The sequence below is a fragment of the Lichenifustis flavocetrariae genome (genome assembly GCF_026130545.1).
GTDB classification, from domain to species: Bacteria; Pseudomonadota; Alphaproteobacteria; order Rhizobiales; family Beijerinckiaceae; genus Lichenihabitans; species Lichenihabitans flavocetrariae.
Genome location: NZ_JAMOIM010000038.1, coordinates 1 through 23,704, shown reverse-complemented (window position 1 = coordinate 23,704; position 23,704 = coordinate 1). Strand labels below are relative to the sequence as shown.

General features: G+C 63.4%; 20 protein-coding genes and 9 pseudogenes. 16 read left to right on the top strand and 13 right to left on the bottom strand.

From position 1 onward, the window contains the following. Nucleotides 1-16 precede the first annotated feature (16 nt). From M8523_RS29270 to M8523_RS29260, 3 genes are all read left to right on the top strand, one after another. Nucleotides 17-415 (top strand): response regulator transcription factor, encoded by a 399-nt coding sequence (locus M8523_RS29270; protein WP_282588400.1) that lies wholly within the window; start codon nucleotides 17-19, stop codon nucleotides 413-415. Continuing rightward, nucleotides 405-1,199 carry a nuclear transport factor 2 family protein gene (locus M8523_RS29265; RefSeq protein WP_282588399.1) on the top strand — a complete coding sequence of 265 codons (795 nt, stop codon included), beginning with the start codon at nucleotides 405-407 and terminating at the stop codon, nucleotides 1,197-1,199. The genes M8523_RS29270 and M8523_RS29265 overlap by 11 nt, the downstream gene beginning before the upstream one ends. Before the next feature lie 145 nt (nucleotides 1,200-1,344). Continuing rightward, nucleotides 1,345-2,277, top strand: coding sequence for an amidohydrolase family protein (locus tag M8523_RS29260; protein ID WP_282588398.1), 933 nt, complete (start codon nucleotides 1,345-1,347; stop codon nucleotides 2,275-2,277). Between the two features lie 241 nt (nucleotides 2,278-2,518). On the opposite strand, the gene M8523_RS29255 is transcribed toward M8523_RS29260, so the two are convergent. Continuing rightward, nucleotides 2,519-3,421, bottom strand: coding sequence for a PhzF family protein (locus tag M8523_RS29255; RefSeq protein ID WP_282588397.1), 903 nt, complete (start codon nucleotides 3,419-3,421; stop codon nucleotides 2,519-2,521). A gap of 193 nt (nucleotides 3,422-3,614) precedes the next feature. On the opposite strand from M8523_RS29255, the pseudogene M8523_RS29250 reads away from it, so the two are divergent. Further along, nucleotides 3,615-3,695 (top strand): annotated as a pseudogene (locus M8523_RS29250) (recombinase family protein); the annotation flags it as partial. A gap of 14 nt (nucleotides 3,696-3,709) precedes the next feature. Here the strand turns inward: M8523_RS29250 and M8523_RS29245 are convergent. Further along, nucleotides 3,710-4,357 (bottom strand): annotated as a pseudogene (locus tag M8523_RS29245) (IS630 family transposase); the annotation flags it as partial. Between the two features lie 41 nt (nucleotides 4,358-4,398). Between M8523_RS29245 and M8523_RS29240 the strand changes: the two are divergent. Then, nucleotides 4,399-5,424, top strand: coding sequence for an IS110 family RNA-guided transposase (locus M8523_RS29240; RefSeq protein WP_282588396.1), 1,026 nt, complete (start codon nucleotides 4,399-4,401; stop codon nucleotides 5,422-5,424). Between the two features lie 240 nt (nucleotides 5,425-5,664). On the opposite strand, the pseudogene M8523_RS29235 reads toward M8523_RS29240, so the two are convergent. Then, nucleotides 5,665-6,015 (bottom strand): annotated as a pseudogene (locus M8523_RS29235) (helix-turn-helix domain-containing protein); the annotation flags it as partial. A 101-nt stretch (nucleotides 6,016-6,116) separates the two neighbouring features. Here M8523_RS29235 and M8523_RS29230 point away from each other — a divergent pair. Beyond that, nucleotides 6,117-6,533: pseudogene (locus M8523_RS29230) on the top strand (recombinase family protein); the annotation flags it as partial. 193 nt (nucleotides 6,534-6,726) lie between these two features. On the opposite strand, the gene M8523_RS29225 reads toward M8523_RS29230, so the two are convergent. Then, entirely contained in the window at nucleotides 6,727-7,605 is an 879-nt protein-coding gene (locus M8523_RS29225) for an NAD(P)H-binding protein (protein ID WP_282588395.1), read from the bottom strand. Between the two features lie 35 nt (nucleotides 7,606-7,640). Between M8523_RS29225 and M8523_RS29220 the strand changes: the two genes are divergently transcribed. Further along, nucleotides 7,641-8,615 (top strand): AraC family transcriptional regulator, encoded by a 975-nt coding sequence (locus M8523_RS29220; RefSeq protein WP_282588394.1) that lies wholly within the window; start codon nucleotides 7,641-7,643, stop codon nucleotides 8,613-8,615. Here M8523_RS29220 and M8523_RS29215 read toward each other — a convergent pair. The 3 genes from M8523_RS29215 to M8523_RS29205 all read right to left on the bottom strand — a co-directional run bounded on the left by M8523_RS29215 (nucleotide 8,531) and on the right by M8523_RS29205 (nucleotide 10,790). Beyond that, on the bottom strand, nucleotides 8,531-9,466 hold the full coding sequence (locus M8523_RS29215; RefSeq protein WP_282588393.1) for an NmrA family NAD(P)-binding protein: 936 nt from the start codon (nucleotides 9,464-9,466) through the stop codon (nucleotides 8,531-8,533). The two genes, M8523_RS29220 and M8523_RS29215, sit on opposite strands and share 85 nt — an antisense overlap. A 117-nt stretch (nucleotides 9,467-9,583) precedes the next feature. Then, nucleotides 9,584-9,979, bottom strand: coding sequence for a luciferase domain-containing protein (locus M8523_RS29210; protein WP_282588392.1), 396 nt, complete (start codon nucleotides 9,977-9,979; stop codon nucleotides 9,584-9,586). Between the two features lie 64 nt (nucleotides 9,980-10,043). Continuing rightward, entirely contained in the window at nucleotides 10,044-10,790 is a 747-nt protein-coding gene (locus M8523_RS29205) for an SDR family oxidoreductase (protein ID WP_282588424.1), read from the bottom strand. A 216-nt stretch (nucleotides 10,791-11,006) separates the two neighbouring features. On the opposite strand from M8523_RS29205, the gene M8523_RS29200 reads away from it, so the two are divergent. Continuing rightward, entirely contained in the window at nucleotides 11,007-11,798 is a 792-nt protein-coding gene (locus tag M8523_RS29200; RefSeq protein WP_282588391.1) for an AraC family transcriptional regulator, read from the top strand. A gap of 215 nt (nucleotides 11,799-12,013) precedes the next feature. Here the strand turns inward: M8523_RS29200 and M8523_RS36905 are convergent. Both M8523_RS36905 and M8523_RS36900 read right to left on the bottom strand, forming a co-directional pair. Next, nucleotides 12,014-13,186 (bottom strand): annotated as a pseudogene (locus tag M8523_RS36905) (Tn3 family transposase); the annotation flags it as partial. Nucleotides 13,187-13,663: 477 nt separating this feature from the next. Then, nucleotides 13,664-14,143: pseudogene (locus M8523_RS36900) on the bottom strand (DUF4158 domain-containing protein); the annotation flags it as partial. Between the two features lie 221 nt (nucleotides 14,144-14,364). On the opposite strand from M8523_RS36900, the gene M8523_RS29190 reads away from it, so the two are divergent. Continuing rightward, a complete protein-coding gene (locus tag M8523_RS29190) occupies nucleotides 14,365-14,841 on the top strand; it encodes a recombinase family protein (protein WP_282588390.1) in 477 nt (158 codons plus the stop codon). A gap of 125 nt (nucleotides 14,842-14,966) precedes the next feature. On the opposite strand, the gene M8523_RS29185 is transcribed toward M8523_RS29190, so the two are convergent. Next, nucleotides 14,967-15,704 carry an SDR family NAD(P)-dependent oxidoreductase gene (locus tag M8523_RS29185; RefSeq protein WP_282588389.1) on the bottom strand — a complete coding sequence of 246 codons (738 nt, stop codon included), beginning with the start codon at nucleotides 15,702-15,704 and terminating at the stop codon, nucleotides 14,967-14,969. A 97-nt stretch (nucleotides 15,705-15,801) separates the two neighbouring features. Between M8523_RS29185 and M8523_RS29180 the strand changes: the two genes are divergently transcribed. Beyond that, on the top strand, nucleotides 15,802-16,407 hold the full coding sequence (locus M8523_RS29180; protein ID WP_282588388.1) for a TetR/AcrR family transcriptional regulator: 606 nt from the start codon (nucleotides 15,802-15,804) through the stop codon (nucleotides 16,405-16,407). Nucleotides 16,408-17,242: 835 nt separating this feature from the next. Here M8523_RS29180 and M8523_RS29175 read toward each other — a convergent pair. Next, the gene (locus M8523_RS29175) at nucleotides 17,243-18,595 is read right to left on the bottom strand and encodes an IS701 family transposase (RefSeq protein ID WP_282588387.1); all 1,353 of its coding nucleotides are present in this window, start codon (nucleotides 18,593-18,595) and stop codon (nucleotides 17,243-17,245) included. Between the two features lie 12 nt (nucleotides 18,596-18,607). Between M8523_RS29175 and M8523_RS29170 the strand changes: the two genes are divergently transcribed. From M8523_RS29170 to M8523_RS29150, 5 genes are all read left to right on the top strand, one after another. Next, nucleotides 18,608-18,943, top strand: coding sequence for a hypothetical protein (locus M8523_RS29170; protein WP_282588386.1), 336 nt, complete (start codon nucleotides 18,608-18,610; stop codon nucleotides 18,941-18,943). A gap of 90 nt (nucleotides 18,944-19,033) precedes the next feature. Then, the gene (locus tag M8523_RS29165; protein ID WP_282588385.1) at nucleotides 19,034-19,318 is read left to right on the top strand and encodes a toxin-antitoxin system TumE family protein; all 285 of its coding nucleotides are present in this window, start codon (nucleotides 19,034-19,036) and stop codon (nucleotides 19,316-19,318) included. Nucleotides 19,319-19,449: 131 nt separating this feature from the next. Continuing rightward, nucleotides 19,450-19,827, top strand: coding sequence for an HVO_A0114 family putative DNA-binding protein (locus M8523_RS29160; protein WP_282588384.1), 378 nt, complete (start codon nucleotides 19,450-19,452; stop codon nucleotides 19,825-19,827). Continuing rightward, nucleotides 19,824-20,120: an XRE family transcriptional regulator gene (locus M8523_RS29155; RefSeq protein ID WP_282588383.1), complete on the top strand. Its 297-nt coding sequence runs from the start codon at nucleotides 19,824-19,826 to the stop codon at nucleotides 20,118-20,120. Before M8523_RS29160 ends, M8523_RS29155 begins: the two co-directional genes overlap by 4 nt. 12 nt (nucleotides 20,121-20,132) lie before the next feature. After that, entirely contained in the window at nucleotides 20,133-21,284 is a 1,152-nt protein-coding gene (locus M8523_RS29150; protein ID WP_282588382.1) for an IS110 family RNA-guided transposase, read from the top strand. A gap of 451 nt (nucleotides 21,285-21,735) precedes the next feature. Here M8523_RS29150 and M8523_RS29145 read toward each other — a convergent pair. Both M8523_RS29145 and istA read right to left on the bottom strand, forming a co-directional pair. Continuing rightward, nucleotides 21,736-22,026 (bottom strand): annotated as a pseudogene (locus M8523_RS29145) (ATP-binding protein); the annotation flags it as partial. After that, nucleotides 22,026-23,063 (bottom strand): annotated as a pseudogene (istA, locus tag M8523_RS29140) (IS21 family transposase); the annotation flags it as partial. The pseudogenes istA and M8523_RS29145, both read right to left, overlap by 1 nt. Here istA and M8523_RS29135 point away from each other — a divergent pair. Beyond that, nucleotides 23,054-23,542, top strand: a pseudogene (locus M8523_RS29135) (IS630 family transposase); the annotation flags it as partial. The pseudogenes istA and M8523_RS29135 sit on opposite strands and share 10 nt — an antisense overlap. Nucleotides 23,543-23,704 lie beyond the last annotated feature (162 nt).

The window sequence follows — 23,704 nt, the reverse complement described above, 5'->3', positions numbered from 1 at the left end:
CGGTGGGCGCTCAGCAATGAGCGTCCCTACCGCGATCGTTTTGACCGTATCCATCCTCGTTTTCGTCGTCGAAGACCAAGAACACATTCAGCACCTCTTGCAAGAAGGTCTCACGGATGGTGGCTTTTCCGTCAGCATGGCCAGCACCGGTGAAGAGGCGATCGCCATGCTCGATGCAGAAGGTGCGAGCTTTAGCGCGTTGATCACGGACATCAACCTACCAGGTCAGTTGACAGGGTGGGACGTGGCCAAGCACGCCCGCGAACTCAGTGAAACGCTCCCCGTGATCTACATGACGGGTGCAAGTGCTCACGAGTGGGCCTCGAAGGGTGTACCCAATAGTCAGCTGATGCCCAAGCCCTTTGCCGTAGCACCGGCGTTCCACTCAAATACGAGGAGTATTAGTGTTTCTTAAGGTCAAACCATCAAACCTAGGCCTTGACTATTTTGATTCGTCCCGTCGCCGCTTGTTGACTTGGGTGTCGCTGCTCGGTTCGGGACTGATGTCCAACTTGGCATTAGCGGCTCCGATCAACACCTCACCCGGCACCGGCGATGACGGAACCAAGCCAACAGGCGGCGCCCGTGACGACATCCGGACAAAGCAGCAAGACGCAACCGACTCAATCGCTGTCACCGACGTCATCATGCGCGAGCGCTTGGCCCGGGAGACCCACAACTGGGCCGACGACGCAGCCTGCTTTCATCCGGATGCAGTCGTCGAAGTCTCTTGGTTCAAGGGAAGTGGCGCTGAATTCGTCGAAGCGGGGAAAAACAACCCTGATACGGAAACCGTGCACTTCGATTCGATGAGCCCCGCCGTTGTTTGGCTCAAGGACGACCGCGCAATCGCCGACACAGCCTGTGCAGTCCACACCTTCTCGCTACTGGAAGGGATCGAAGTCAGCACGACGAGCTACACGCGCCTGTTGTGGCGAGTTCAGCGATCACAGGGGCAGTGGCTCATCCGTGGCCTTCGCGGCATCTACATTCGCGATACGCTGATCCCGCGCGATCCGAACAAGGTCCCAAAATTGGACGAAGAGAAGCTTCGGGGGTTTCGCCCCTCCTACCGATATCTCAGCTACATCCTTACAGCTGGAGGAAGCCCCGCTCACAACGACCTTCCAGGCGTGGACCGGCCCGAAATAGTCGCCGCGTTGAGAGCCGGGGAGCGCGCATGGCTGCAACAGGGCTGACCGCTCACCATCAGCGCGCAACAACAGCATCCCCTTCTGGAGCCGACGGATGAAGATTATCACTGTCGAGGAACATATTATCGATCCCGTCATCGAGAGAGCGGCACACGCGGCTCTGGCGGCGGAAGCTTGATACCTGGCCGAATTGGGCGCCAGCATCGATGACAAGCCGCCGGCTTCGGCAGACCGCCCCTACGTGATACCCGTTCGCGAAATCATGCCGAAGGCCACTGACGTAGGCGCCGGGCGGATCGCCGACATGGACGAGCACGGGATCGACATGCAGGTCCTGTCGTGCAGTAACCCACTCCAGCTCGCTCCTGCCAACCAAGCCGTAGACCTGGCGCGGGCCGCAAACGACAGGCTGGCAGAGGCGGCGCGTGCCCATCCCACCCGGTTCGCCGGCTTCGCGGCGCTTCCCTGGCAGGACCCGCAGGAAGCGGCCAAGGAGTTGGAGCGGGCCGTCAAGGACCTGTACCTCAAGGGCACGCTGCTCATCGGGCGGCCAGGCAAGACCTTCCTGGATGATCCGCGCTACGAGCCGGTGCTGGCCAAGCTGAACGAGTTGCGGGTGCCGCTCTACGTCCATCCAGGCGTTCCCTTGCCGCAAGTGCAACAGCCCTATTATGGCGGATTCGGCGGCGAGGTGACGGTGCGCCTGTCCGGAGCCGGCTGGGGCTGGCATTCCGAGGCAGGAATCCAGGTCATCCGCCTGATCCTTTCCGGGACGTTCGACAGGTTCCCCGACTTGCGGGTCATCAGCGGCCACTGGGGGGAAATGGTCCCCTTGTATCTCCAGCGCTTGGACGACATCATGTCGCGCAACGTTACCGGCCTCTCCCGGACCATCACGGACACTTACACGTCACAGATTTACGTCACACCGAGCGGCATGTTGTATATGCCTCAGTTCGAGTTCATTCATAAAGTGATGGGTGCAGACCGCATCCTTTATTCGGTCGATTACCCCTACCTGACCAACACCGGAGCAAGGGGCTTCCTGGAGCGATTGCCTATTAGCCAGACGGACAAGGAAAAAATCGCTCATGGCAACGCCGAAACTTTGTTAGATCTGTGAAACTCGTTTAGGTAGACTCCAAAGATTGTTGTTCGCGGCAGCCATATTCAGGTCGGGGCAATGCTCGTCCGATTGCACTAGGCGGTCAAGGCGAGCCAAAAGCAAGCGCGGTGACAGATTGCTCACACGCGAGCGATAGCGGCAAACGAAGGCTACGTAACAAAGACAGTTGAAGCTGTCTGGTACAGCATATGTATAGCCATGATGGACTTAACCGACCGAGCCGGGGTGGTGAGCGGACTTAGCCCAGGTCGAATACACCGCTGAACATGGCCGCGCATCGCCCGCCGACATGCGCTCGTATCGCATTGTTCTCTGCGGCGCTGCGCGTCAACAGCGTGCTCGGTCGTCCCATATCTTCTCCCTGGCGCACGTGGAGCCGCACCTCCGCGCCAAGTAGGTCCGCGAGGAGCGCCGTGACTGCCGCGGTCGCACTGCCTGTCGCGGGGTCCTCCACCAGGCGCCAGGTGAACATGCGCGAGTGCAGATCGCAGCCGTGTTCCACCCCTTCGTCCACGGCATCGCGCACATAGGCGTAGACCGCGCGGGCGCCGTCGAGCGGGAACATGGCGTCATAGGCGCCTCGGTCGGGCCGCGCCCGCCGCAGCACCTCGCGGGAGCCAAGCTCAAGAACCAGAAAGGGGAGGCCAACCGAGACCACCTGGGGTACGTGCGCGTCCGTTCGCACATCGGCCTCTGCCAGGCTCAGGCATGCGGCAGCCAGCTCCGAACTGACCTCCGCGTGCCGCACCAGGGGCTGCGGCGAAAGAAGCTCGGCGCCGGCTATACTGCTGTTCTCGTACATAAGATCGACCGTCACGAGCCCCGCCCCTTCCTCGAAAGCGAAGCGTTCCGGCGGCGCACAGCCCGTCATGACCCGCTCCCGCGCGAGCAGGAATGCCGTGCCGATATTGGGGTGTCCGGCGAAGGGCACCTCGCGATCGGGGGTGAAAATCCGCACATGCGCGGTGTGCCTAGGGTCGGCGGGAGGGAGAACAAAAGTGCTCTCGACATAGTTGAACTCGGCAGCGATCGCCTGCATCTGCGCCGTCGTCAGCCCCTCGGCATCGAGCACGACAGCGACGGGGTTGCCGCCCAGCGGTTCAGCTGTGAACACGTCCGCGGTCGCGTAGCGGCGCTGCATCAGATCCTCAGTCCACAGGTGACGAACGAGTTTGTGCCTTACGTGATCCGGTTCCGCAATGGGTCGCAAGGCAGCGCGCCCAGTTCTCCTGGGGTATGCGTTAACTGGCGTAGCAAAGAGGCCACTCCACTATCGTCGTTTGACCATCTAAAATGGATCATTGATAGTGAAGTACCCTAATTGTATTTTGATCATGTTCGTTCGCGCCTACCTCCGAGCCTCAACCGAAGACCAGGACGCCTCACGCGCCCGGGCGCAGCTGGTCGCCTTCGCTAGAGCCATTTCCGCTCAGTTTGGATCATAGGCATCATAGCCTGCTGCGGCGAGGTAGTTGCGGCATTCGGTTGCCGTGAAGCGGGTGAAGGCCTGCCGGATGGCGTCCCATAGGTCGGGAACGGTACGAGCGGCGGCCGTGCGCAGCAGCGCTTTCAGCTTCGCGAACAGTTGCTCGATCGGATTGAAATCCGGACTATAGACGGGAAGGTAGAGGAGGCGCGCACCTGCCGCCTCGATGGCCTGCCGCACGCCCGAGACCTTGTGGACGCTGAGGTTGTCGAGGATCACGGTGTCGCCGTGCTTCAGGATCGGCACGAGCGTGCCGGTGACGTAGGCCAGGAAGCGTGGGCCGTTGGTAGCGCCGTCCACAAGATCGACCGCACAGGGGCCACTCGTGCGCAACGCGGCCGTGACGGTGGTGGTCTTGTAATGGCCGTGCGGCACGGCAATGTGGCAGCGCTTACCCTTTGGCGCCCTTCCATAGCGCCGTTCCATGTTGGTGGCGGCTGCCGTCTCATCGATGAAGACAAGCCGGTCGGGATCGAAGTCGAGTTGGTCCTCGAACCAGGCCTCCCGCGCTTCCATTACGTCGGGACGGCTCTGCTCGCTGTTTGAACAGCCCCTTTTATGGATGGCCCGCCCCTCCCGCTGCAGCAGCTGATAGCATGCTGAAGCAACCTGGGTGAGGACGGAGCAGAACCATGCAGCTTTCCATCATCGGCATCGATCTCGGCAAGACGTCGTGCAGCCTCGTCGGCGTGGACGCGGCCGGCAAGGTCCTGGTGCGCCGACGTATGCGCCGCGATACCATCGTCGCCTTCTGCTCCAAGTATCCAGGCAGCATCGTCGCCATGGAGGCCTGCTGTGGCGCCCACCACATCGGCCGGGCTCTGGCCGCCAAGGGACACGTGATCCGCCTCATGTCGCCCGAATACGTGCGGCCCTACGTCAAGGCACAGAAGAACGACGACCGGGATGCCGAAGCCATCGCGGAAGCCGCGAGCCGGCCCACCATGCGCTTTGTCACCGTGAAATCGGAGGAGCAGCTCGACATGCAGACGCTGCACCGCGTGCGTGACAGGCTGGTCGGCGACCGGACGTCGCTGATGAACCAAATACGCAGCCTGCTGCTCGAGCGAGGCCACATCGTAGCGCAGGGGCGCGCCAGGCTGGCCGTCGCCCTAGCCGGGCTGCTCGACGGGAAGGAACGTATCCTGGCCACTCGGATCCACGAGCTGATCGTCGACATGCGCCGCCAATGGGTCGCGCTCGACGAGCGCATCAAGACCTTCGACGCGGAGTTCGCCGACGCCGCCAAGGCGCAGGACGGGGCGAAGCGCCTCCTGTCCATCCCCGGCATCGGCGCGTTAAACGCCACAGCCCTGGTGGCAGCCGTTAGCGACGCGAGCACCTTCGCCCGAGGACGGGACCTCGCGGCCTGGCTCGGCCTCGTGCCGCGACAGGTGACGACGGGAGGACGGCCGAAGCTGCTCGGCATCACCAAGCGCGGAAGCAAGTACCTCCGCAAGATGCTGATCCAGGGCGCGCGGTCCGCGCTGCCGACGTTGAAGGCGGGGGACACGCCGGTGGGGGCGTGGCTACGCGGGCTGCTCTCGCGGGCGCATCTCAACACGGCCGTGGTGGCCCTGGCCGCCAAGATGGCCCGTACCGTGTGGGCAGTGCTGCGCCACGGGGATGTTTACAAGGCTGCGCCCGTGGCGGCCTGAACCGGATCGGCTGACGCGAGGCGAGCGTCGGCCCTCGATGTCTGTGGGTGGCGACAAGGAGATGGCCTGACTGTCAACCGGCGTCCTGGAAACCTCCGCGGAAAATGGCACTCGATGCCGTCCCTTTTATCGGGACCAGGACGCGCGGCTCTCCATCTTGGCCAACGGCTCGCCGGAAGGCCGGATACGTTTGTGCAGACAGATCAAGCTGGACCCGAGAAACCACTTGCCGACGGGGCGGGCCATACGTTTCCGGGTGATGCCATGGCGCGCGAAGAAACGGTGCAGCCCGCTCGTGCTGATCACCACCCCACGCTCCCGCAAGCTGTCGCGCAACTCACGCAGGTAGGCCTGCGGACGCGCTTCGGAGGCCGCGATGATCAGGGCCGCGTGCACCTCGATATGATGTGAATTCCGGTCGCCTCCCATCGGCTTGGCCGTCACATCACCCTGCTGCCGAAAGCGGGCATACCAGCCGATCGCCGTTGCCTCGCCGACCCCGAAGCGCTGCGCCGCCTGACGGCACGAACTGCCCGCCTCAATGGCGACGATGACGCGCTTGCGCAGATCAGGCGACAAAGCTGCGGGCATAGTGGCGTTCCCTCTTCAAACACCACCGGCTTGAATCAGAAACATTCGCGAGCCGCTACCTCGTTGCACCACGAGTCAACGTGTCAGGAAACGGCTCTAAAGAGCGGGGCCTGTTGATCGCCGCCTTCTATGCTGAGAATGAGAGCGGCGCGAAGCTGGCCCAGCCCGAGCTGTTCCGCCTCCTCTCTGACAGCCATGCCGGCGATCTCCGGCTGATCGAGCAAGTTGACCGGCTGTCCCGCTTGACTGCCGAGGACTGGCAGAAGCCGCGTACCATGATTGATCAGCCCCAGGTGCGCGTCGTGGCGCTCGACCTGCCGACATCCTGGATGCTGGCCACGCCGAGCGACGAATTCACCGGCCGCGTGTTCCGGGCCATCAACGGCATGATGCTCGACGTACTGGCTGCCGTGGCGCGCAAGGACTACGATGATGGCCGTCGCCGTCAGGCGCAAGGGACGGCACGAGCAAAGGCAGCGGGCCTTTACAAAGGCCGGAAAGAGGACGCCGCCCGCAACATTCGCTGCGCAGATCGGGATGGCGACGTTGAGCTATGCCACACACGCATGGCTGGCCGATCCGACGTTGACCTTGGCCGCAAACCTTGCGAACGCGTAGGCAGCTCTACGACGGCTATTGGACCAGTATTCGGGTCGCCTTTCCCGATATTCGATCCCAATCTGGAAGGCTCGGTCGGGTTTTTTATGGATGTCAGCCGGCGAGAGCCGGCTGCAACACCTCCTCGACCCACTGACGGAAGCTGGTCGCGCCGATGATTGGGGTGGCTCGCGATGCCACGTTGTCCATGCCTTCCTCTTTGGCCCGGAGCATATCGACAAAGCCCTGTGCGAACGCATCCGTCAGCCCACGCGCCATTGCGGTTTCCTTGTACGCCTCGTAGGTCTGATGCTTGTAGCGGACCTCGCGGCCGGTCACTTCCGACACGATAGCCGCCAGATCCGCATAGGAAAGCTCCTCAGGGCCGAGAACCGGCACGTCCTCCTGCCCCGACCAGCTACGATCAATCAGCAGCCCGGCAGCGGCAGCACCACTATCGCGGGCGGCGGTATGCGGTAGCTTTTTGTCGGGCGCGATTGGGCCAGGGATCCTACCCTCCCGAATGGCGCCGACCATCCGCAGGGCATTGTCCATAAAGGCCGGCAGCGCGATCCCGCGCACCGCAGCACCGGTGGTCCGCAGCAGATCGACCATGTGGATCGAGCCGGTCGCGTTGCCGGCGCGCTCCTGCCAAGGGGTATCCCGGCCGAGAGTGGTGACGGCGACGATGTAGGGCACGCCGTGTCGACGCATCGCCTCAGTGCCCGGTCGCGCGAAGTCCACGGTCGCAGCGGCAGGCGTCGGCGCCGGCGAAGGCGGGCATACCCAGAAAACGGCGTCCGCTCCCCGGAAAGCCTGATCGACTACGGCGGCATCGCCGTGCGAGCCTTCCACCACCTCGACCCGACCGCGTACGTCTTGCGGCAGCTTAGACGGATCGCGCACGATCAGGCGCAGCGCCTCGCCGGCGTCGAGGAGATGGCGGACGACATGGCGGCCTATATTGCCGGTTGGGGTGGTGACGACGATCATGGACAAGGCTCCGGTTATTGATCCCGGAGATAGTCGTGCGCAGTCATACGCTCTATCTCAGATCGTCCTTCATTCCTTCGCAATCGTCCGGAACCGCCATGGACCCGCTGTCCGAAATCCTCGCCGTCCTGAAGCCCAAAAGTTACCTCACTGCCGGCGTCGATGCCGGGGGCGATTGGGCTATCCGGTTCGGTAGTCGGCCCGGCACAATCAAATGCCATGCGGTGACGGCTGGCGGCTGCTGGCTAGCGGTGGACGGCATGGAGACGCCGGTCCGCCTAACGGCTGGGGATTGCATCATCCTGCCGAGCGGCCGATCCTTTACGCTTGCCAGCGACCTAGCTATGACCCCGGCTCAGGCGCAGGACGTGCTCGCCTATGCCCGGCCGGGTGGCATGATCCTCCACAATGGCGGCGGCGACTTCGCATTTCTCGGCACCCGGTTCGAAGTGGACAGCGGCAAAGCGGGAGCCTTGTTGGGAACGCTTCCGCCCCTGATCCACCTCCACGAGGCCGAAGATCGCAATGCGCTGCGCTGGTGCATCACGCAGATGATGACGGAAATGCAGGCCGGCAGGCCGGGCGGTACGCTCGCCGCCCGCCATCTGGCGCACCTGATGCTGCTCCAAGCCTTTAGGCTTCATCTGTCGCGGCAGGCAGGCGACCGTGTGGGCCTGCTCTACGCCTTGGCGGACCCGCAGCTCGGCAGGGCGATCGAGGCGCTGCACTCCGACCCGGCGCACCGCTGGACGCTGGCTGAATTGGCAAGCCGGGCAGGGTTATCGCGGTCTATCTTCGCGCAGCGGTTTCGGGAGCGTGTCGGCGAAACCCCAATTGGCTACCTTGCGCAATGGCGCATGATGCTGGCGCGGGACAGGCTTATGGCTGGCCGGGAACCGCTTGGCACGATCGCCACCGCACTCGGCTATGTGTCAGAGACTGCCTTCAATACGGCCTTCCGCCGCAAGACTGGCTGTTCGCCACGGCGATACGCCCGCCAGGGGCGTTGAGTGCTGCCAAAGGCTACCTTGCACGCCGTGCTTGTCGATTTCAGGACCGCGAGTTCACTACGGGCTTCAGTCCGGCCTCCGCCCACTGGCGAAACGTGGTCGGCGCGGTGTTTGCGGACGTTCGTTCCGCCGCATTGTCCATGCCTTCGTTCTTTGCTCGCATCATGTCGACGTAGCCGCTTGCGAACTCGTCGCTCATGCCTTGCTGCATCAATTGCGCCTTGAAGCCGTCGAAACGGGACTTGGTGGTAGCGCACCTCGCGGCTAAGGACGTCTGAGAGGATGGCGGCGATGTCGTTGAACGAAAGATCCTGCGGTCCGACCAGCGGCACGTCCTCCTGGCCCGTCCACGAGCGACCCTGCAGAAGCCGAGCCGAGGCCGATCCCATGTCGCGCGTGGCGGTGTGAGGGAGCTTTCTGTCCGGATCGAGCGGCCCGAACATCTGGCCCTGCTTGATCGCATCGACCTGCTGAAGCGCGTTCTCCATGAAACCAGGCATCGCGAGGCCGCGCACCGCGGCGCCGGTGTCTCTGATGAGGTCGACCATACGTATCGACGCGGTGACCAGCCCCGCGCGATCTTCCCATTCGGTGCCACGTCCGAGGGCGGTGACCACGACGACACGTGGAATGCTCATGCGGCGGATCGCTTCAGCCGCGGGACGGGTGAAATTGATGTAGGTATCGTCCTGCGTCTCGGATAGTGTGGGCGGCGCGACCCAGAACACGGCCTCAGCATTCTTGAAGGCGCGATCCACCACCATGGCGTCCCCGTGGGAGCCCTCAACGATTTCTGCCCGGGCCCGGATCGCTTGCGGGAGCTTGCCGGCATCGCGAACAATGACGCGCACCGCTTCGTTAGCATCGAGTGGTGGCCAATGTTGCCGGTCGGTGTCGTGACGACGATCATATGAAGTCTCCTTTGTAGGCCAGGCCGATCCGGCGACGTGGATCAGCCCGGTAAGCCGTCAATGAGCGGCTGGCCGCAGCCGGTCGTAGTTCCGGCGGAAGAGCGAAACCGCGACGTCAGGCCCCAGGCGGTTGACGCTAGCCATCGTCCAACCTCTCGCCCACGGAAACGGCTTTCCGAGCCCCTCGGCCGCCATCTCCGCCCCGAGCTCTAGCGTCGTGGCGAGATGAATGGTGCCGTCGAGATGGATGTGGCCGAGTTCGTCCGGCCCGACATAAAAGTCGATCCCGTCGACGCGGGTCTGGTCGTTAAGATGCCAGTGCGTCGTAGCCTTGACTTCCGGCCATGCGGCAATGGCGTCGGCGACCACCTGCGCCGGTCCGCCGAGGATCGGCGGCGGCGCGAACGGCCCCTTGGCTTCGCGTGGCAGGGTGGAGCGCGCTTGATCGGTCATCATCGTGTCCTTGCTGTTGAGGCCGGCGGCAGCCGCCTAGCCAAAGTCTTGGTGTCTCAACGTGTCACCATCGGTAGCGACCCATCTTGTCGGCATAGCCGTCGTTGAAGAAGCCGCCGGTCGGACCCAGCGGGTCTAGCGTCGCCAGTTCCACGGCAATCGCCGCGGCCTCCTCCACAGTGCGCGTGCCGGTATGGCCATTAAGGTCGGTGGCGGTATAGCCGGGATCGGCGGCGTTGACCTTGATCCCGTCGGCGAGCAGCGCCTTGGCGAGTTTGACGGTGAGCATGTTGAGCGCCGCCTTCGACGCGGAGTAGCCTGCAGCGCCCACGTTCCAAATTAGGCTCGTCATGTCGGCCGTGTCGGAGATCGAGCCTAGGCCGCTGCTCATCATCACGATGCGCGGCGCAGCCGACTTGCGCAGGAGCGGCAGCAACGCCTGCGTCACCCGGAGTGGCCCCAGCGTGTTGACCTCGAACATCGCGCGAACGTCATCGATAGGTTCCTCGATCACTTTTGGCGGTGGGCTGCCGACACTGATCCCGGCATTGTTGACGAGCACGTCCAACACGCGGGCCTCTTCCTCAAGGCGCGCCACGGCTGCCATCACGCTGCTTCCATCGGCGACGTCGAGCGTGATCGAGCGGGCGTCGACGCCGCCTGCGCGCAGACCGGCTGCGGCCTTCTCCCCGCGATCGGCGTCACGGCATCCGAGCCAGACGGCGAAGCCCCGCTCACCGAGTTGGCGTGCGATGGCCAGGCCAATGCCCTTGTTCGCGCCGGTTACGAGTGCGTTGTTCTTGTCTGACATAGGGGTCACCTCCAGGTTCCTCATGTCGTGACTTGGAGCGAGATTCACATTCCCGATGCTGCCATAGACTTGCCTGATCCTACCAATTGTACCATCTTTGGCACGGTTGAGGCAGAGCGAAGCGCAATGGAAGTCGAAGCGGTAGTGTCAGAACAGGCGGCTCTCGCTGCTGAGCACGCGACCTCGCCACCGGCACCATCCACCGTTCCAGGCCTAATGATCCGTTGCAGTGCCGAGCCGACGCCGCCGATCCCTGCGCTCTTCGAGCCCGTCTTCTACATTGTGCTGCAAGGATCGAAGCGTCTGACCTTCGCCGGACGGACGCACGACTTCGGCGCTGGAACCTGTGCTGTCGCCACTGTCGGTTTGCCCTTCATCAGCCAGGTAATCGAGGCCTCGCCTTCCAAACCTTATGTCGGCGCGGAGCTGAGGCTTGATCCTGGCGTCGTGGCCGAGCTGCTGATCACCTTGCCAGATGCTTCCGAGCGGGATGCCCCGAGCTTCGCTACGGCTCCTGCGGACCCAATGGTTCTGGAGCCGTTCGGTCGTATGCTGCGACTGCTGGCGACGCCTGCCGACGCCGCCGTACTCGCGGCACCCTTTGCGCGTGAATTATGCTACCGGCTGCTTCAGGGGCCGCTCGGCAACACGCTGCGACAGGTGGGCCGGCGCGGCTCACGCTTTGCACAGGTCCGTGCAGCAGCGGACCGGATCGGGCGTTACGCCGACAAGCCGCTCAACGTGAAACGTCTCGCTGCCGACGTCGGCATGAGCCCAACGTCACTCCACCGGCATTTCAAGGCCGTCACCGGTTACAGCCCACTCGCGTACCAGCGCTACCTACGTCTACTGGAGGCACGTCGGATACTCCACGCTGGGGATGCGCTCGTGACCACTACCGCATTCACCGTGGGTTACGCGAGCCCGTCCCAGTTCAGCCGCGAGTACAAGCGTATGTTCGGCGAACCGCCGGTGAGGGACATGAGGCGTCAAGACCGCGCCGCCTGAGCGTCGATCTCTCAAGAACGCAGGTTCTGCGGTTCCCGGCCGGATCTTCACTCGGCCAACCAGCCATCGCTATGTCGACATGTTTGGGTCGAACATACCGAACAGTGGCAGGATCGCAAAACTGGACGGTCAGCTCGGCCGGCGCTTTTGAGACCATTGCATTGAATGCCCCGTAAACGACGCTAGCCAAGAACATTCCACGAATGCAGCCGAGGTCACGCCGCAAGTTGCTGGCGATACAGCTTGAGCGGTCGACGTCCGCCACCGGACCGAGCAGCGCGATCCCACAGGAAATCGCCCGAGAATGCGATGTGACTCCATCCTACGGGCGAGATATGGGCCAGCAAGTCATCGGGCACCGGTTCGCCGATTGCACGGAGGTGGGCGGCCGCGTCGGCGATGTAGGTCGAGTTCCAATAGACGATCGCGGCGATGACGAGGTTGAGCCCCGACGCCCGAATTTGTTGCGCTTCGTGGGTCCGATCGGCAATGCGGCCCTGCTTGAACGTGCAGATCGCGCCGGTGAGGGCGTGACGTTGCTCGCTCTTTTCCAGCCCCGCCTGGCAGCGCTGACGAAGGGCCGAACTTTCGAACCAGTCGAGCATGAACATGGTCCGCTCGACGCGGCCGATTTCCTGGAGTGCGAGGTCTAGCTGGTTCTGCCGTTCGTAGGCGGCGAGCTTGCGCAGCGTGGCCGAGGCAGGACGGTGCCGGCCTTGAGCGAGGCGACGAGCCGGACGACCTCGTTCCAATCGTCGCGGATCACGTCGACCTTCACCCGCTTCCCCATGATCGATTTGAGCGACGGGTAGTGAGACACCGGTTTGAAGCTCGCGAGACGCCGATCGGGAAAGTCGCGCAGGCGCGGGAAGAACCGATAGCCGAGCAGCAGGTAACTATCGAACCGCCGGTAGCTGGCCGAGCGTTCGAACCAGACGTCGCCGGAGCGGAGCTTGTTGCGCAGGTGCGCCATGGTCGCCGTTTCCCACAACCGCCGGTCGATCTTGCCTCCAGCGCTGACCAGGGTGCGCCACTCCTTGCGGAACGGCATGGGAGCATTCTCCGGGACATCGCGACGCCCGAGCGGTTGAGGTCACGCAGCGTTTCGATCGCCGCCAGCGTTGCGCCGGAGCCGCGTGCTGCCTTGAAGTCGATCGCCTTGAGAAGCGCGGGTGCGAACTTGCGTAGTGTCACCCAGCGGTCGGCGGCGCGGACCAACGGATCTTCCCCGGCGAGTTTGGCGATGGCGGCGACCTCGGCCGGGCGCGCAGCAGCTTGTCCCAGCCTACCGCCTCATCAACGGCAGCGAAGGCGTCGAGGCCGTCCCCCTGCGCCGCACCGAGTGCATCGATGGTGCGATGGAAGAGCACCATCAAGCGACCGACGTCACGGGTCATCGCCGCGAACACACGCTTCTTCGGATTGCCGCCACGGGTGAAGTTGCCGCCGATCATGCGATCGGCCATGTCGAGCGCGGCGTCGATCAGCCGTGCTTCAAGATCGATCAGCACGGCGGCCAAAGTCGTACGGCGGCGGGCGCTGGTATAGGTTCCCAGTAACTGCGCCGACGACACTCGGCCTTCGCGCACAAGCTGGCGGAAGCGATCGGGGTGGACGCAACCGGCGGCGTCGGCCGCGATACCGATGCCGCGCACAAACTGAAGGCGTTCAATCAAGCCGCGAACATTGTCTGCCTTGGGTGCCGTCGCGATCTCGCGCATCCAGGCGAGCGGGGTAACGCCGTTCGCCCCGACCACTAGGAACGCGTCGAGTCCGGCAAGCCGCTCGGCCGATAAGCTGTCAAGCAGGGCGGCATAGGTCCGCATCCGCGCCTGTGCACGTCCCGCAATCCCCGCCCGCTCGAGACGACCGGGCGTTGGCAATAAGATACGCTTTGCCCGCAGCGCGTCGATGATACCTGTCGCGATCGGCACGCCACGGTCGGTCGGCCAAGCGGCCACAGCAGCGGCCTCGATCATGGAGAGGAAGTCGGTTTCGGCAGACGGTCGCACGTTCAGGGTAGCCATCAGTCCGCGTGCATGACCGCTGACGGTTTGGTTGCGCGTGCCATAGTCGGCGAGAGCCGCCGTGGGCACGCCGATCTGCGCCGCCATGAAGGCGACCAGGTGCGCCGGTATATCTCTACTGGCGGAAGCGAAGCCGGGGTGACGGAGCATGGCGAGCTGCACCGCCGTGCCGAGGCGATTGGCATCGCCGCGCCTCGCCCGAATCGTGTCGAGATCGGCGCGCGACAGGGTGTAGAGCTTGACCAGCGCGGCGTGATCTTCCGGCACGCCGAACAGCGCGCGGCGCCCGTCGTCGGTCAACAGGTCGCGCCGCCCCATCCTGATCTCCGCACTCTTCCAGAGAACGCCCTTGTCGATCATGGACACGAGCAGGTAAAGGGACGGGTTCGCGGTCGGTGCGGAGGGCGTTGTCCGGCGTCCCGCGAACGTCCGGCTGGGAGACGGCGTTTGAGCGGCATCTTGGGCTATGCGCGGGTCAGCATCGGCGACCAGGACGTCGCCGGGCAGACCATGCGCCTTGAGCAGGCTGGGCGATCAAAGTGTTCACCGACGTCCGCTCGGGCAAGTCGATGGACCGACCTGGGCTAACCGACCTACTCGGCTATGCCCGTTCGGGCGACACGCTTGCGGTCGTGCGTCTTGATCGGCTCGGCCGCTCACTTGGCGAGCTGCTGAACATCGTGACCGCTCTGAAGGAGCGCGGAATCGCGCTACTCAGTCTCGAGGAGAAAATTGACACCTCGTCGGCCGCCGGCGAGCTGGTCTTTCACGTGTTTGGCGCCATCGCGCACTTCGAGCGACGGCTGATCGCCGAACGCACCAAGGACGGCATCGCCGCGGCGCGCGCGAAGGGCAAACTACCTGGACGACGTCCGCTCGATCCCGACAAAGCGAGCGCCGCCCTCAAGCTCGTCGAAGCCGGGGAATCACCCACCGATGCGGCACGACAGCTCGGATTAGGGCGCGCTACGGTCTATCGCGAGATGGCATTCGCCGGTGCGCGGCGATCTGGGTGATGTCTGCTCGGGTGGATTTGCAACAGTCCGGCTTGGACAATTGCGACAGCCGGAGGTCCGTTGACTCTAAAGCGAAGGGATCGCCGACAAAGGTGCTGATCCCTTCGCTTTCTCGCGCGGCGACTTCAGATTGCCGAGGTGCCGCCGTCGACGGCCAGTTCAACCCCGTTCACATAGCTGGAGTCATTCGAAGCAAGGAACAACGCCACCGTTGCGATCTCCTCGGGGCAGCCCATCTTGCCGCGTGGGATCAGAGACTCGAACTGGCGCTTCTTCGCCTCGTCGAACATCTGGTCCTGGATCGGCGTCGCGATCTGCCCCGGGCTCAGGATGTTCACCCTGATCTGCCGGTCCTTCAGCTCGTTGAGCCACGCGCGGGCAAAAGCACGCAGCGCGGCTTTGCTGCCGGCATAAACACTGTAGTCGGGCCAGCCCTTCACCGACGCGATCGATCCGGTCATGATGATCGAACCTCCGTCATTGAACAGAGGCAACGCCTTCTGCACCGTGAACAGCGTGCCGCGCGTGTTCAGATTGAATAGCGCGTCGAAGTTCTTCTCGGTGATGTCGCCGATCTTCTGCGCCTCACCGCCGGCCCCGGCGCTTGCGAACAGCACGTCGATGCTGCCCTTCTCGCGCTTTACCGTCTTGAATAGGCGGTCTAGGTCATCCAGATTAGCGGAGTCGGCTTGTACGCCGGTCACGTTCCGACCGATCGACGCAACGGCCTCGTCCAGCGCGTCCTGCCGCCGGCCCGTGATGAAGACGTGAGCGCCTTCTTCAACGAACAACTTGGCGGTGGAGAGCGCCATACCGCTCGATCCGCCCGTAATCACGGCAACCTTGCCATCAAGCTTTCCCATAATCGTTCCTTCTGTTTGGTTCGCAACGGCTGCGCTCGGCTGGTAGCCGGTCTCACCCTATCAGTAGAGTTGAAAAGCGTAGCGCTGATCCGTATATATGGAGCACCGCTCCGATTTGCAAGAGATGCCAATGCGCGCTGATGCCCGGAAGAATTATGAACATCTGCTCGCGGTCGCGCGTGCCGTCATTACCGAGCACGGTGCCGACGCATCGCTGCGCGATATCGCCCGCAAGGCCGAAGTAGGATTGGCTACGCTATACCGGCACTTCCCTACCAGGGACGCTTTGCTGGAGGCGTTGCTCCACGCCACACTCGCTGAACTGACGCAAAAAGCAGGCGAACTAGAATCGTCGAGCGCGCCTGATGAAGCGCTCGTGTCGTGGTCTCGAGAGGGGGTGGCCTTCGTAAAGAGCTTCAGCGGCGTGGTCGATCTGATGGCGGCCGCCATCGCGGACCCGGAGTCCGCTCTCCATACTTCGTGCGTAAGCCTCCGTTCGGCAGGCACGCGATTACTGCTCCGTGCCCAAGCCGAGGGGATGGCGCGAGCCGACATCGACGGGACCGACCTGTTCGCTCTGATCGGTGCGGTCGGGTGGATCGGCGATCAACCTTCGTTCGCTCGGCGTGCCGCTCATCTCTTCGACATCGTCGCCAGCGCGATCCTGACAAATCCGTCGAGCAACGGCATCAGGGAGCGATAACAAAGCGCTGCGCCGTGCCGTCCGAATCAATGGTCCCACGCGCTGCCAGCCGTCTCAGCAGCATCGAGTTGCGTCTGCTTACAGCCGCAGGCGCATCAGCCGTGCGCTTGAATGACCGACTTTGAGCGACAGCAGTCATTGTCGCGCCGACGTCCGCTAGCGTTGTTTACGGGACATTCAATGCCTTGGCCTCATAAGGCCCCGGAAACCTCATAATACGCCCCGGAAACCTACATCGAATCGGGTCATTTTTCCCCCGGAAACCTCATCCGAGTCCCCGAAAACCTCATATTTAAAGTTGTAAGCTATTGATTAATTGATTTTTCCGGCCTCTGATCTTAGAATCTAGAACTACTTAGAAGTGAAAATCGAAGCTGAGGCTCCTCCGGATCACGCTCAAGTCGCGAGAGAAACGGAGCCAGAAGTTCATACAGGTAACGATCGCTGACGCAGGAACGGACGACCTCCAGCCGACTTAAAAAATCAAGGGCCGCAAAGCGGCCAGAAAGAGGGCGCTGACGCGCCCATGCAGAATCGGCTTCGCCGATAGCTCTTTCACCCTCAGGCCATCAGCGTAGCACAACGCCCGGACCGTCAACGTCTGCGCCGTGCTTCGCTATCGCTCCGCCCCCTACGGGGTGACTGGGCCGGCCTTATGCGCTGCGCCAATTGGCGATCGGGACGAAGGAATGATCCAAGTCCCGCCTCCGGCGGGGGACCGAACAAAGGAATATGCCGACGAGGGCAGGGAGGCGGCACCAGTGTGAAAGGGCCAGCGAGGAAGAAGTTTAGTGTTGTGATTAAATACAACACCTTAAGCTTGACTTTGGCCATTTCAGGCTGGGTAGCAAGCGGCATTGATGAGCCTGTCGCGGAGGATTTTCGGTATTTCGACTGTGTCCCGGTCGAGCCGGGATATTGAGAAAGTCTCGTTGATCCAGAGTTGACGCCTGACGGCTGCGATGGCGTCGGAGAAGGTGATGCCGGATTTGGCGTACCAGGCGGCGCGCCTAGGGATGACGAGGCCGCAGGCTGATAGTTGGTTGGTCCACAGGGTCACGAGGGAGAACAGGGCGAGTAGGCAAGGCGTGGTTCTTGCTACAGCCAGATCCGACCATTGGCGCTGCGTTTCGACGCCGAGATGGCGCCGTACCTCGGCGAAAGTCACCTCCACCGACCAGCGGCGCACGAAGAAGCGCAGGACGTCAACGGGTTCGGTGGCCTCGTCCGTACAGAGGAAGGCCTGCGGTTCGAACGCGCCGACGACATCGCGGACCAGCACCCATCGGACCGCCACCTGTTTTCCCGGATGATACCAAAGTGCTGTGCCCGAGGCGATGTCGAGTTGGCGCTCGCCCTGGCCGTACCAGTTCGTGACCTTGACCCGCTGCCAAGCCGTTCCTGGGTTGGCCAAGCGCTGGACCAGCGTCGGCTGGCGGGCGCCGGACACGCGTGGGCGCCCTTTTGTTCCGGGCCGGCGCGGCGGGGGCGGAGCGAACAGGCGCGCATCAAGCCGCAGGCGGGTGATCACGGTGAGGTGGCGGCAGACCGCCGCGAGCAACTCGATGGCGGCGTAGCTCGAATCGGCAACCGCCACGACCTGCCGGCCCGGCAGCCATCGCGCAACCAAAAGCAGCAACTGACGGCCCCAATCGGTTAGAGGCTTATGGCGGCGCCCCCGCTCTTGAGCGTAGCGCTGCGACGGTGCCAGCACAGTTAGGAACGGGAGCCCCCACACCCGTCCTGCAAACGGCACGGGGGCGAGCAGCATCAGGCTAATCCAGCGCAGACCAGACGCCTTGACGAAGTGACCGTGGCTGGAACGCACGGGATCGCGGTAGATGCCGCGGGCCTTGATCTTCGGCCCCCACCGACGCTCGATCGTCTCGTCGATGCCGACCACCACCGGTTCGCTCGGCACAAAAGCCGCAATCATCAGCGCGAGAAGGCGGCGGGCGACCGCCAGGCCTGACCAACGGCTGCGGCTCAGCACGCGATGATAATTGGTGAAGGTGGCCGCCCCACGCAGGCCGACGCTGCTCAGCGCCGAAGCGACGGTGCGCCGGCCAGGGGCGAGGACCGCACCCGCGACGAGGACCAGCAGATTGGCAAAGGTCGGGCGCGTGAACGCGGCGGCAAAAGGGGCCATCCAGGTGGCGAGGACATCGGGGACGGCTTGTTTTGCCATGATGGGTTCGCGATGGTGATGGACACCACCGCTGAATCCCGAATACACGCAAAAGGATTCAATATGCCGGCCAGCGATCCCCTGCGCGAGCGCATCGAGGCGTTCAACAGACAGCGCGGCCGGGGCGTCCTCGTTCGCAAAGCAGGACGCGGTTATTCACTCTCAAGCGAACACACCGGCGCGCCGCTCGCCCGCCTCAAACCCACCGGCGAGGCCGATACGGTTCAGGTGTTCTGGTGGAACGGCCAGCGCTGGGGCCCATCAGGCCCGTTCGGCGTCGCCACCATGCCGCTCGACAAAGCCCTCGAATACGTCGCCTCCGAACCAATATTCTGGATCAACGCCTGACCAGAAATGGCCAAAGTCAAGCTAAGCCTCTTCGCCGGAAAGCTTAAAACAGAGGTTGAAAAAAAACCTTTCCTGTCATGATAAGGCTGCATGGATCAAGGCCAGGAACATACGCTCGAATTTTTGCTGGCCTTCGACGGGCGGCGTCACTGGTACGAGCAGGGCTATTCCACCCGCTTCGAAATCAGACGGGTGCCGCCCGCGCCTAGCCGGCCGCACGGCCTGGTCTATTCCCTGACCCTGCATGGACCGGATGGGGAGCGGATCATGGGTTTCGACAACGCCCATGCCGTCGCGCGGCCCGGCCGCAACGCCAAACGGCCGACGGAAGCGGATCACTGGCACCGCACCGGAACCGATCCGGGACGGCCCTGACGGCCCTACCGCTTCGCCGACGCCGCCACGCTGATCGGCGACTTCTTCGCCGAGGTCGAGCGGGTCCTGACCGAACGCCGCGTGCCGATCAACGTCCTGCGAGAGACCGACAACACCGAAAGGGAACAGCCATGAGCGAACACCGGATCATCAGCCATAACGCCTTGCGCGACGAGATGATGGCCGTCGCGCGCGGCGAGACGCCCGCACCCGGCGATGCCGGCGGCCAGAGCTTCGAGTCCGTCGAGGCCCTGATGCGGCTCCTCACCCCCGAAAACCGCAAGCTGCTGGCACTCATCCGCGACCGCAAACCCCGCTCGATCGCCGAGCTAGCGAGCATGTCCGGCCGCGCCGCGCCCAATCTGACCCGCACCCTGGCAAAGCTCGTCGCCGTCGGCTTCGTCCGCATGGAAGACCAGGCCAAGCGCAAAGTGCCGACCGTCGTCGTCAGCCGGCTGCGCGTCGATATCGACCCGTTCTCCCAGAACGACAGGCTGGAAATCGCATGAAGCCTGAAACGACCGCCGACGATGCCGGTGACCTTGTGCGCGGCAGCGGCAATGTGTTCCGCGATCTGAGCCTGCCGGCCGCCGATCTTGAGCAGCTCCGGGCGACGCTCGCGGCGCATGTCATCAAGGTCCTTAATGCACGATGCCTGAGCGTCCGCGACGCGGAAAAAATGACCGGCACCCCCTATGCCGACTTCTCGCGCATCCGCAACGTGAAGCTGAAAGATCCCATGATGATCGTTGGACGGCGGCTCGGGAACATCCCAGAGTTGGTTCGGTACCAACTGGTTTGAAGGGATCTTCCTGTGTCAGCAGCCCCTGTCTCGCCTGCCGCTATCCGCGTTGACCTCGGCGCAATTTTTGTTTCGCTGGAATTGTCGAAATCGACATGGCTGCTGACATCTTTGTCGCCGGGCAGCGAAAAGATGTCTCGGCACACGGTGTCGGGCGGCGATCTGCCGGCATTGCTGACGTGTCTGGAAGGGCTTCGTGACAAAGCGCAGGCCCGCGAGGCTGTGCGCTACCCGGTGATCGTTATCCAGGAAGCGGGGCTCGATGGCTTCTGGATCCATCGCGCGCTTGCCTCGGAAATCGGCGTCACCAGCCATGTCGTCGATGCAGCGTCCATTGCCGTATCGCGACGGCACAGGCGGGCAAAGACAGACAGGATCGATGGTGAGACGCTGGTCCGCACGCTTATGGCGTGGATCCGTGGCGAGCCACGGGTCTGCTCGATGTTGCGCATACCGACGGTCGAGGAAGAGGATCGTCGTCGGATCGGGCGCGAGCGCACCGCTCTGGTCAAGGAACGTACGCTGCATACTAACCGGATCAAAGGTTTGCTTTTTAGCGTCGGAGTCCGGGGATATGAGCCGAACCGAAGGGATCGGCGCAGATGTCTCGAAGAACTCCGGACTGGGAGCGGTCAGCCGTTGCCTGTTCACCTCAAGGCGATGCTCGTTCGTGAACTCGACAGGCTGGAGTTGCTGATCGAGCAGATCAAGCGTGTCGAGGCCGAGCGAGACAGTTTGCCGGCTACGACGGCATCGTCGGCACCGCAGGCCATGCTTGCTACGATCAAGGGGATCGGCCCGGAGTTCGCCAGTGTTCTCGCCGGTGAGGGGCTGTTCCGGCACTTCGACAATCGGCGCCAGATCGCAGCCTATGCTGGGCTTGCGCCATCGCCGTGGTGCAGCGGCTCGATTGACCGCGAGCAGGGCGTTGCCAAAGCCGGTAATCCTCGGTTGCGCACAGCGATGGTACAGGCCGCGTGGCTGTGGTTGCGCTTCCAGCCGAACTCGGCCCTGACACGCTGGTTTCAGGAGCGCGTCAGTCGTGCCTGCGGTCGTGGCAAGAAGATCGCCATCGTCGCGCTGGCCCGCAAGCTGCTCGTCGCCTTCTGGAAGTTTGCGACGGGGGGTGTCGTGATTGAGGGGGCTATCGTGGCAAAAGCCTGATCGACCCAGCCGAAATATTCCTATCCCGGAGCCTGATCGGCTCCGACGGATCCAGGCATGCGGACCGAGGTAGACCATGGCTTCAACAGCCGGTTTAAAAGAATGGTGCCGCTCTCCTGAGCCCCGCCCCGAATGAGGGATTGTGGTGCAGCCGTTTCGAACGGCGACCGGATGTGAGGTTGTACAGGCAAGCGCACGCTGCCGGTACTCGTGACAGGGCTCAGTTGGATCCAACTGGAAGACAAAACATGCAGGGAGAACCGCAAAGTGCCCTCTTGACCCCGGGGATCATCATGTGAGGGTTTACCGTCGACAAGTTGATGACCATCCTCGGCAAGCTCGACCAGGACGTACACGTAACTGTGGACGTACAGCCACGGGCAGGTTCCAGCATGGCTGCGCAGGCGAGGCTGCTATGAGCTGGCATTATCGCGTTCTCAGGCATCCAGAGGTGGGCCAGGAACTCGCCTCCGGCCAGATCACGCACGAGCATCTCGTTGATTGGCGTGCCGGTGAAGCTGAAGTCTTCGACGTCCTTGGCGAGCGGCAGCTTGGCGATGGTGATCTGGTACTTGATGGAGCGCGCCTGCTTCTCGGCGATCTCGGCCTGCAGGAGATCGCCGACGATGCGCTGCGGCTCGTGCTGGCGCTTCACCGCCGTGGTGATGATCTCGTCGAAGGCGGCCTTCATGCCATAGAGCTTCAGGTCCACCATCGTGGCCAAGATCTCGGAACGCTCCATCACACGGCTCTCCTCAGGCTGTCATAGCGGGCGCAGTCGGCCACGGGCTCATGCTGGAGCCGAAGCGCGTCAGGGGTCATGATCGTGATCGGGACGACGGTCTCACGGCGCCGCGCTAGGATGTTGAGGATGACGACGGCCGAGTGGACGTTCTCCAGCAGAGCTTCATTGCAGGCAGCCTCGACTGCGGGCAGCCCGTCACTCAGCACGGTGGTCAGGATGGCGACCATCTGCCGATCGCCATCATCGGCGCCGGTGAGCTTGCGCCGAACCCGTTCAAGGCCCGAAGGCAGAACCCAGTCCTTGAACGGGGCGCCGTTCCGCAACGCGCCAGGTTTACGCGCCAGGACAGGGACGTAGTGCCAGGGGTCAAACACGGCTTTGTCACGCCCGAACGAGCGGCAATGCTCACCGACGATCCGGCCATCCTGGCGCAGCTCGATCCGCTCGGCATAAGCCCGGACTTCGACCGGTCGCCCGACGTCGCTCGCCTGGACCGAGTACTTGTTGTTGTCGAAGCGGACCAGGCACGTCTTCGACACGGAGGCCGGAACGGCATGGAAACCGTCGAACCTTCCGCCGTACGGCACCAGGCTCCGCCGTTCCGCCTCGAACACCTGCTAGACCGTTCGGTCTTTGAACTCAGGGTGAGGGTGCGCCTTGGCATAGGCGAGGCATTGGTCGAGCAGCCATCCATTCAGCTCGTCGTAGCTCGTCACACGCAGCCGCGGCGTGAAGAAGCGCTCCCGCACGACGCCTACCTGGTTCTCGACCTGGCCTTTCTCCCAGCCTGACGCCGGCGTGCAGGCGACGGGATCGACGAGATAGTGCCCGCACATCTGCACGAAGCGACGATTGTAGGCCCGCTCCTTGCCGACGAAGATGGTCTCCACCGCAGTCTTCATGTTGTCGTAGATGCCGCGTCGGCAGGCCCCCTTGAAGAACGCGAACGCCCGGTCGTGGGCGTCGAACACCATCTCCTGGCTCTCCCGGGGGTAAGCGCGCACGAACAGCATGCGGCTGTGGCAGAGCCGGACAGAAGAACAAGATCACGCGGCAATGGGCTCGCCGGGGAACGCGGCCGTCGGCGCCGCAGGATCAGCGCACCATGTGGGCCTACATCTTCGGAGCGATCTGCCCAAAGAAGGGCAAGGGCGCCGGCCTCGTCCTGCCCTACTGCGACACGGGCGCGATGAACCGGCACCTGCCCGAAATCTCCACCACCGTCGATCCGGGCGCTCACGCGATCCTCATCCTCGATTAAGCCGGGTGGCACGCGACCCCCAAGCTCACCGTGCCCGACAACATCACGCTGCTCTTCCTGCCCCCGCGAGCGCCCGAGCTCAATCCGCAGGAAAACGTCTGGCAGTTCATGCGCGACAACTGGCTGTCGAACCGCATCTTCGCCGACTACGACGACATTGTCGGCCACTGCTGCGAGGCCTGGAACAAGCTCATCGACCAGCCCTGGATCATCATGTCTATCGGATTGCGGGACTGGGCTCATGCGTTCTGATCAGCGCACGTTGGTATTAGCCGGCCCTATTCACGGACGCGCTTGGATTTCGGCCAGTTTGGCGGCCTGATGCTTGCGGTCGAGCGTCATCGTGCAGCGTGAGGAGCTGTTCAGGATGGCGGCGATGTCGGTGCGGCGCTGGAGGACGTGATGGGTTCGAGC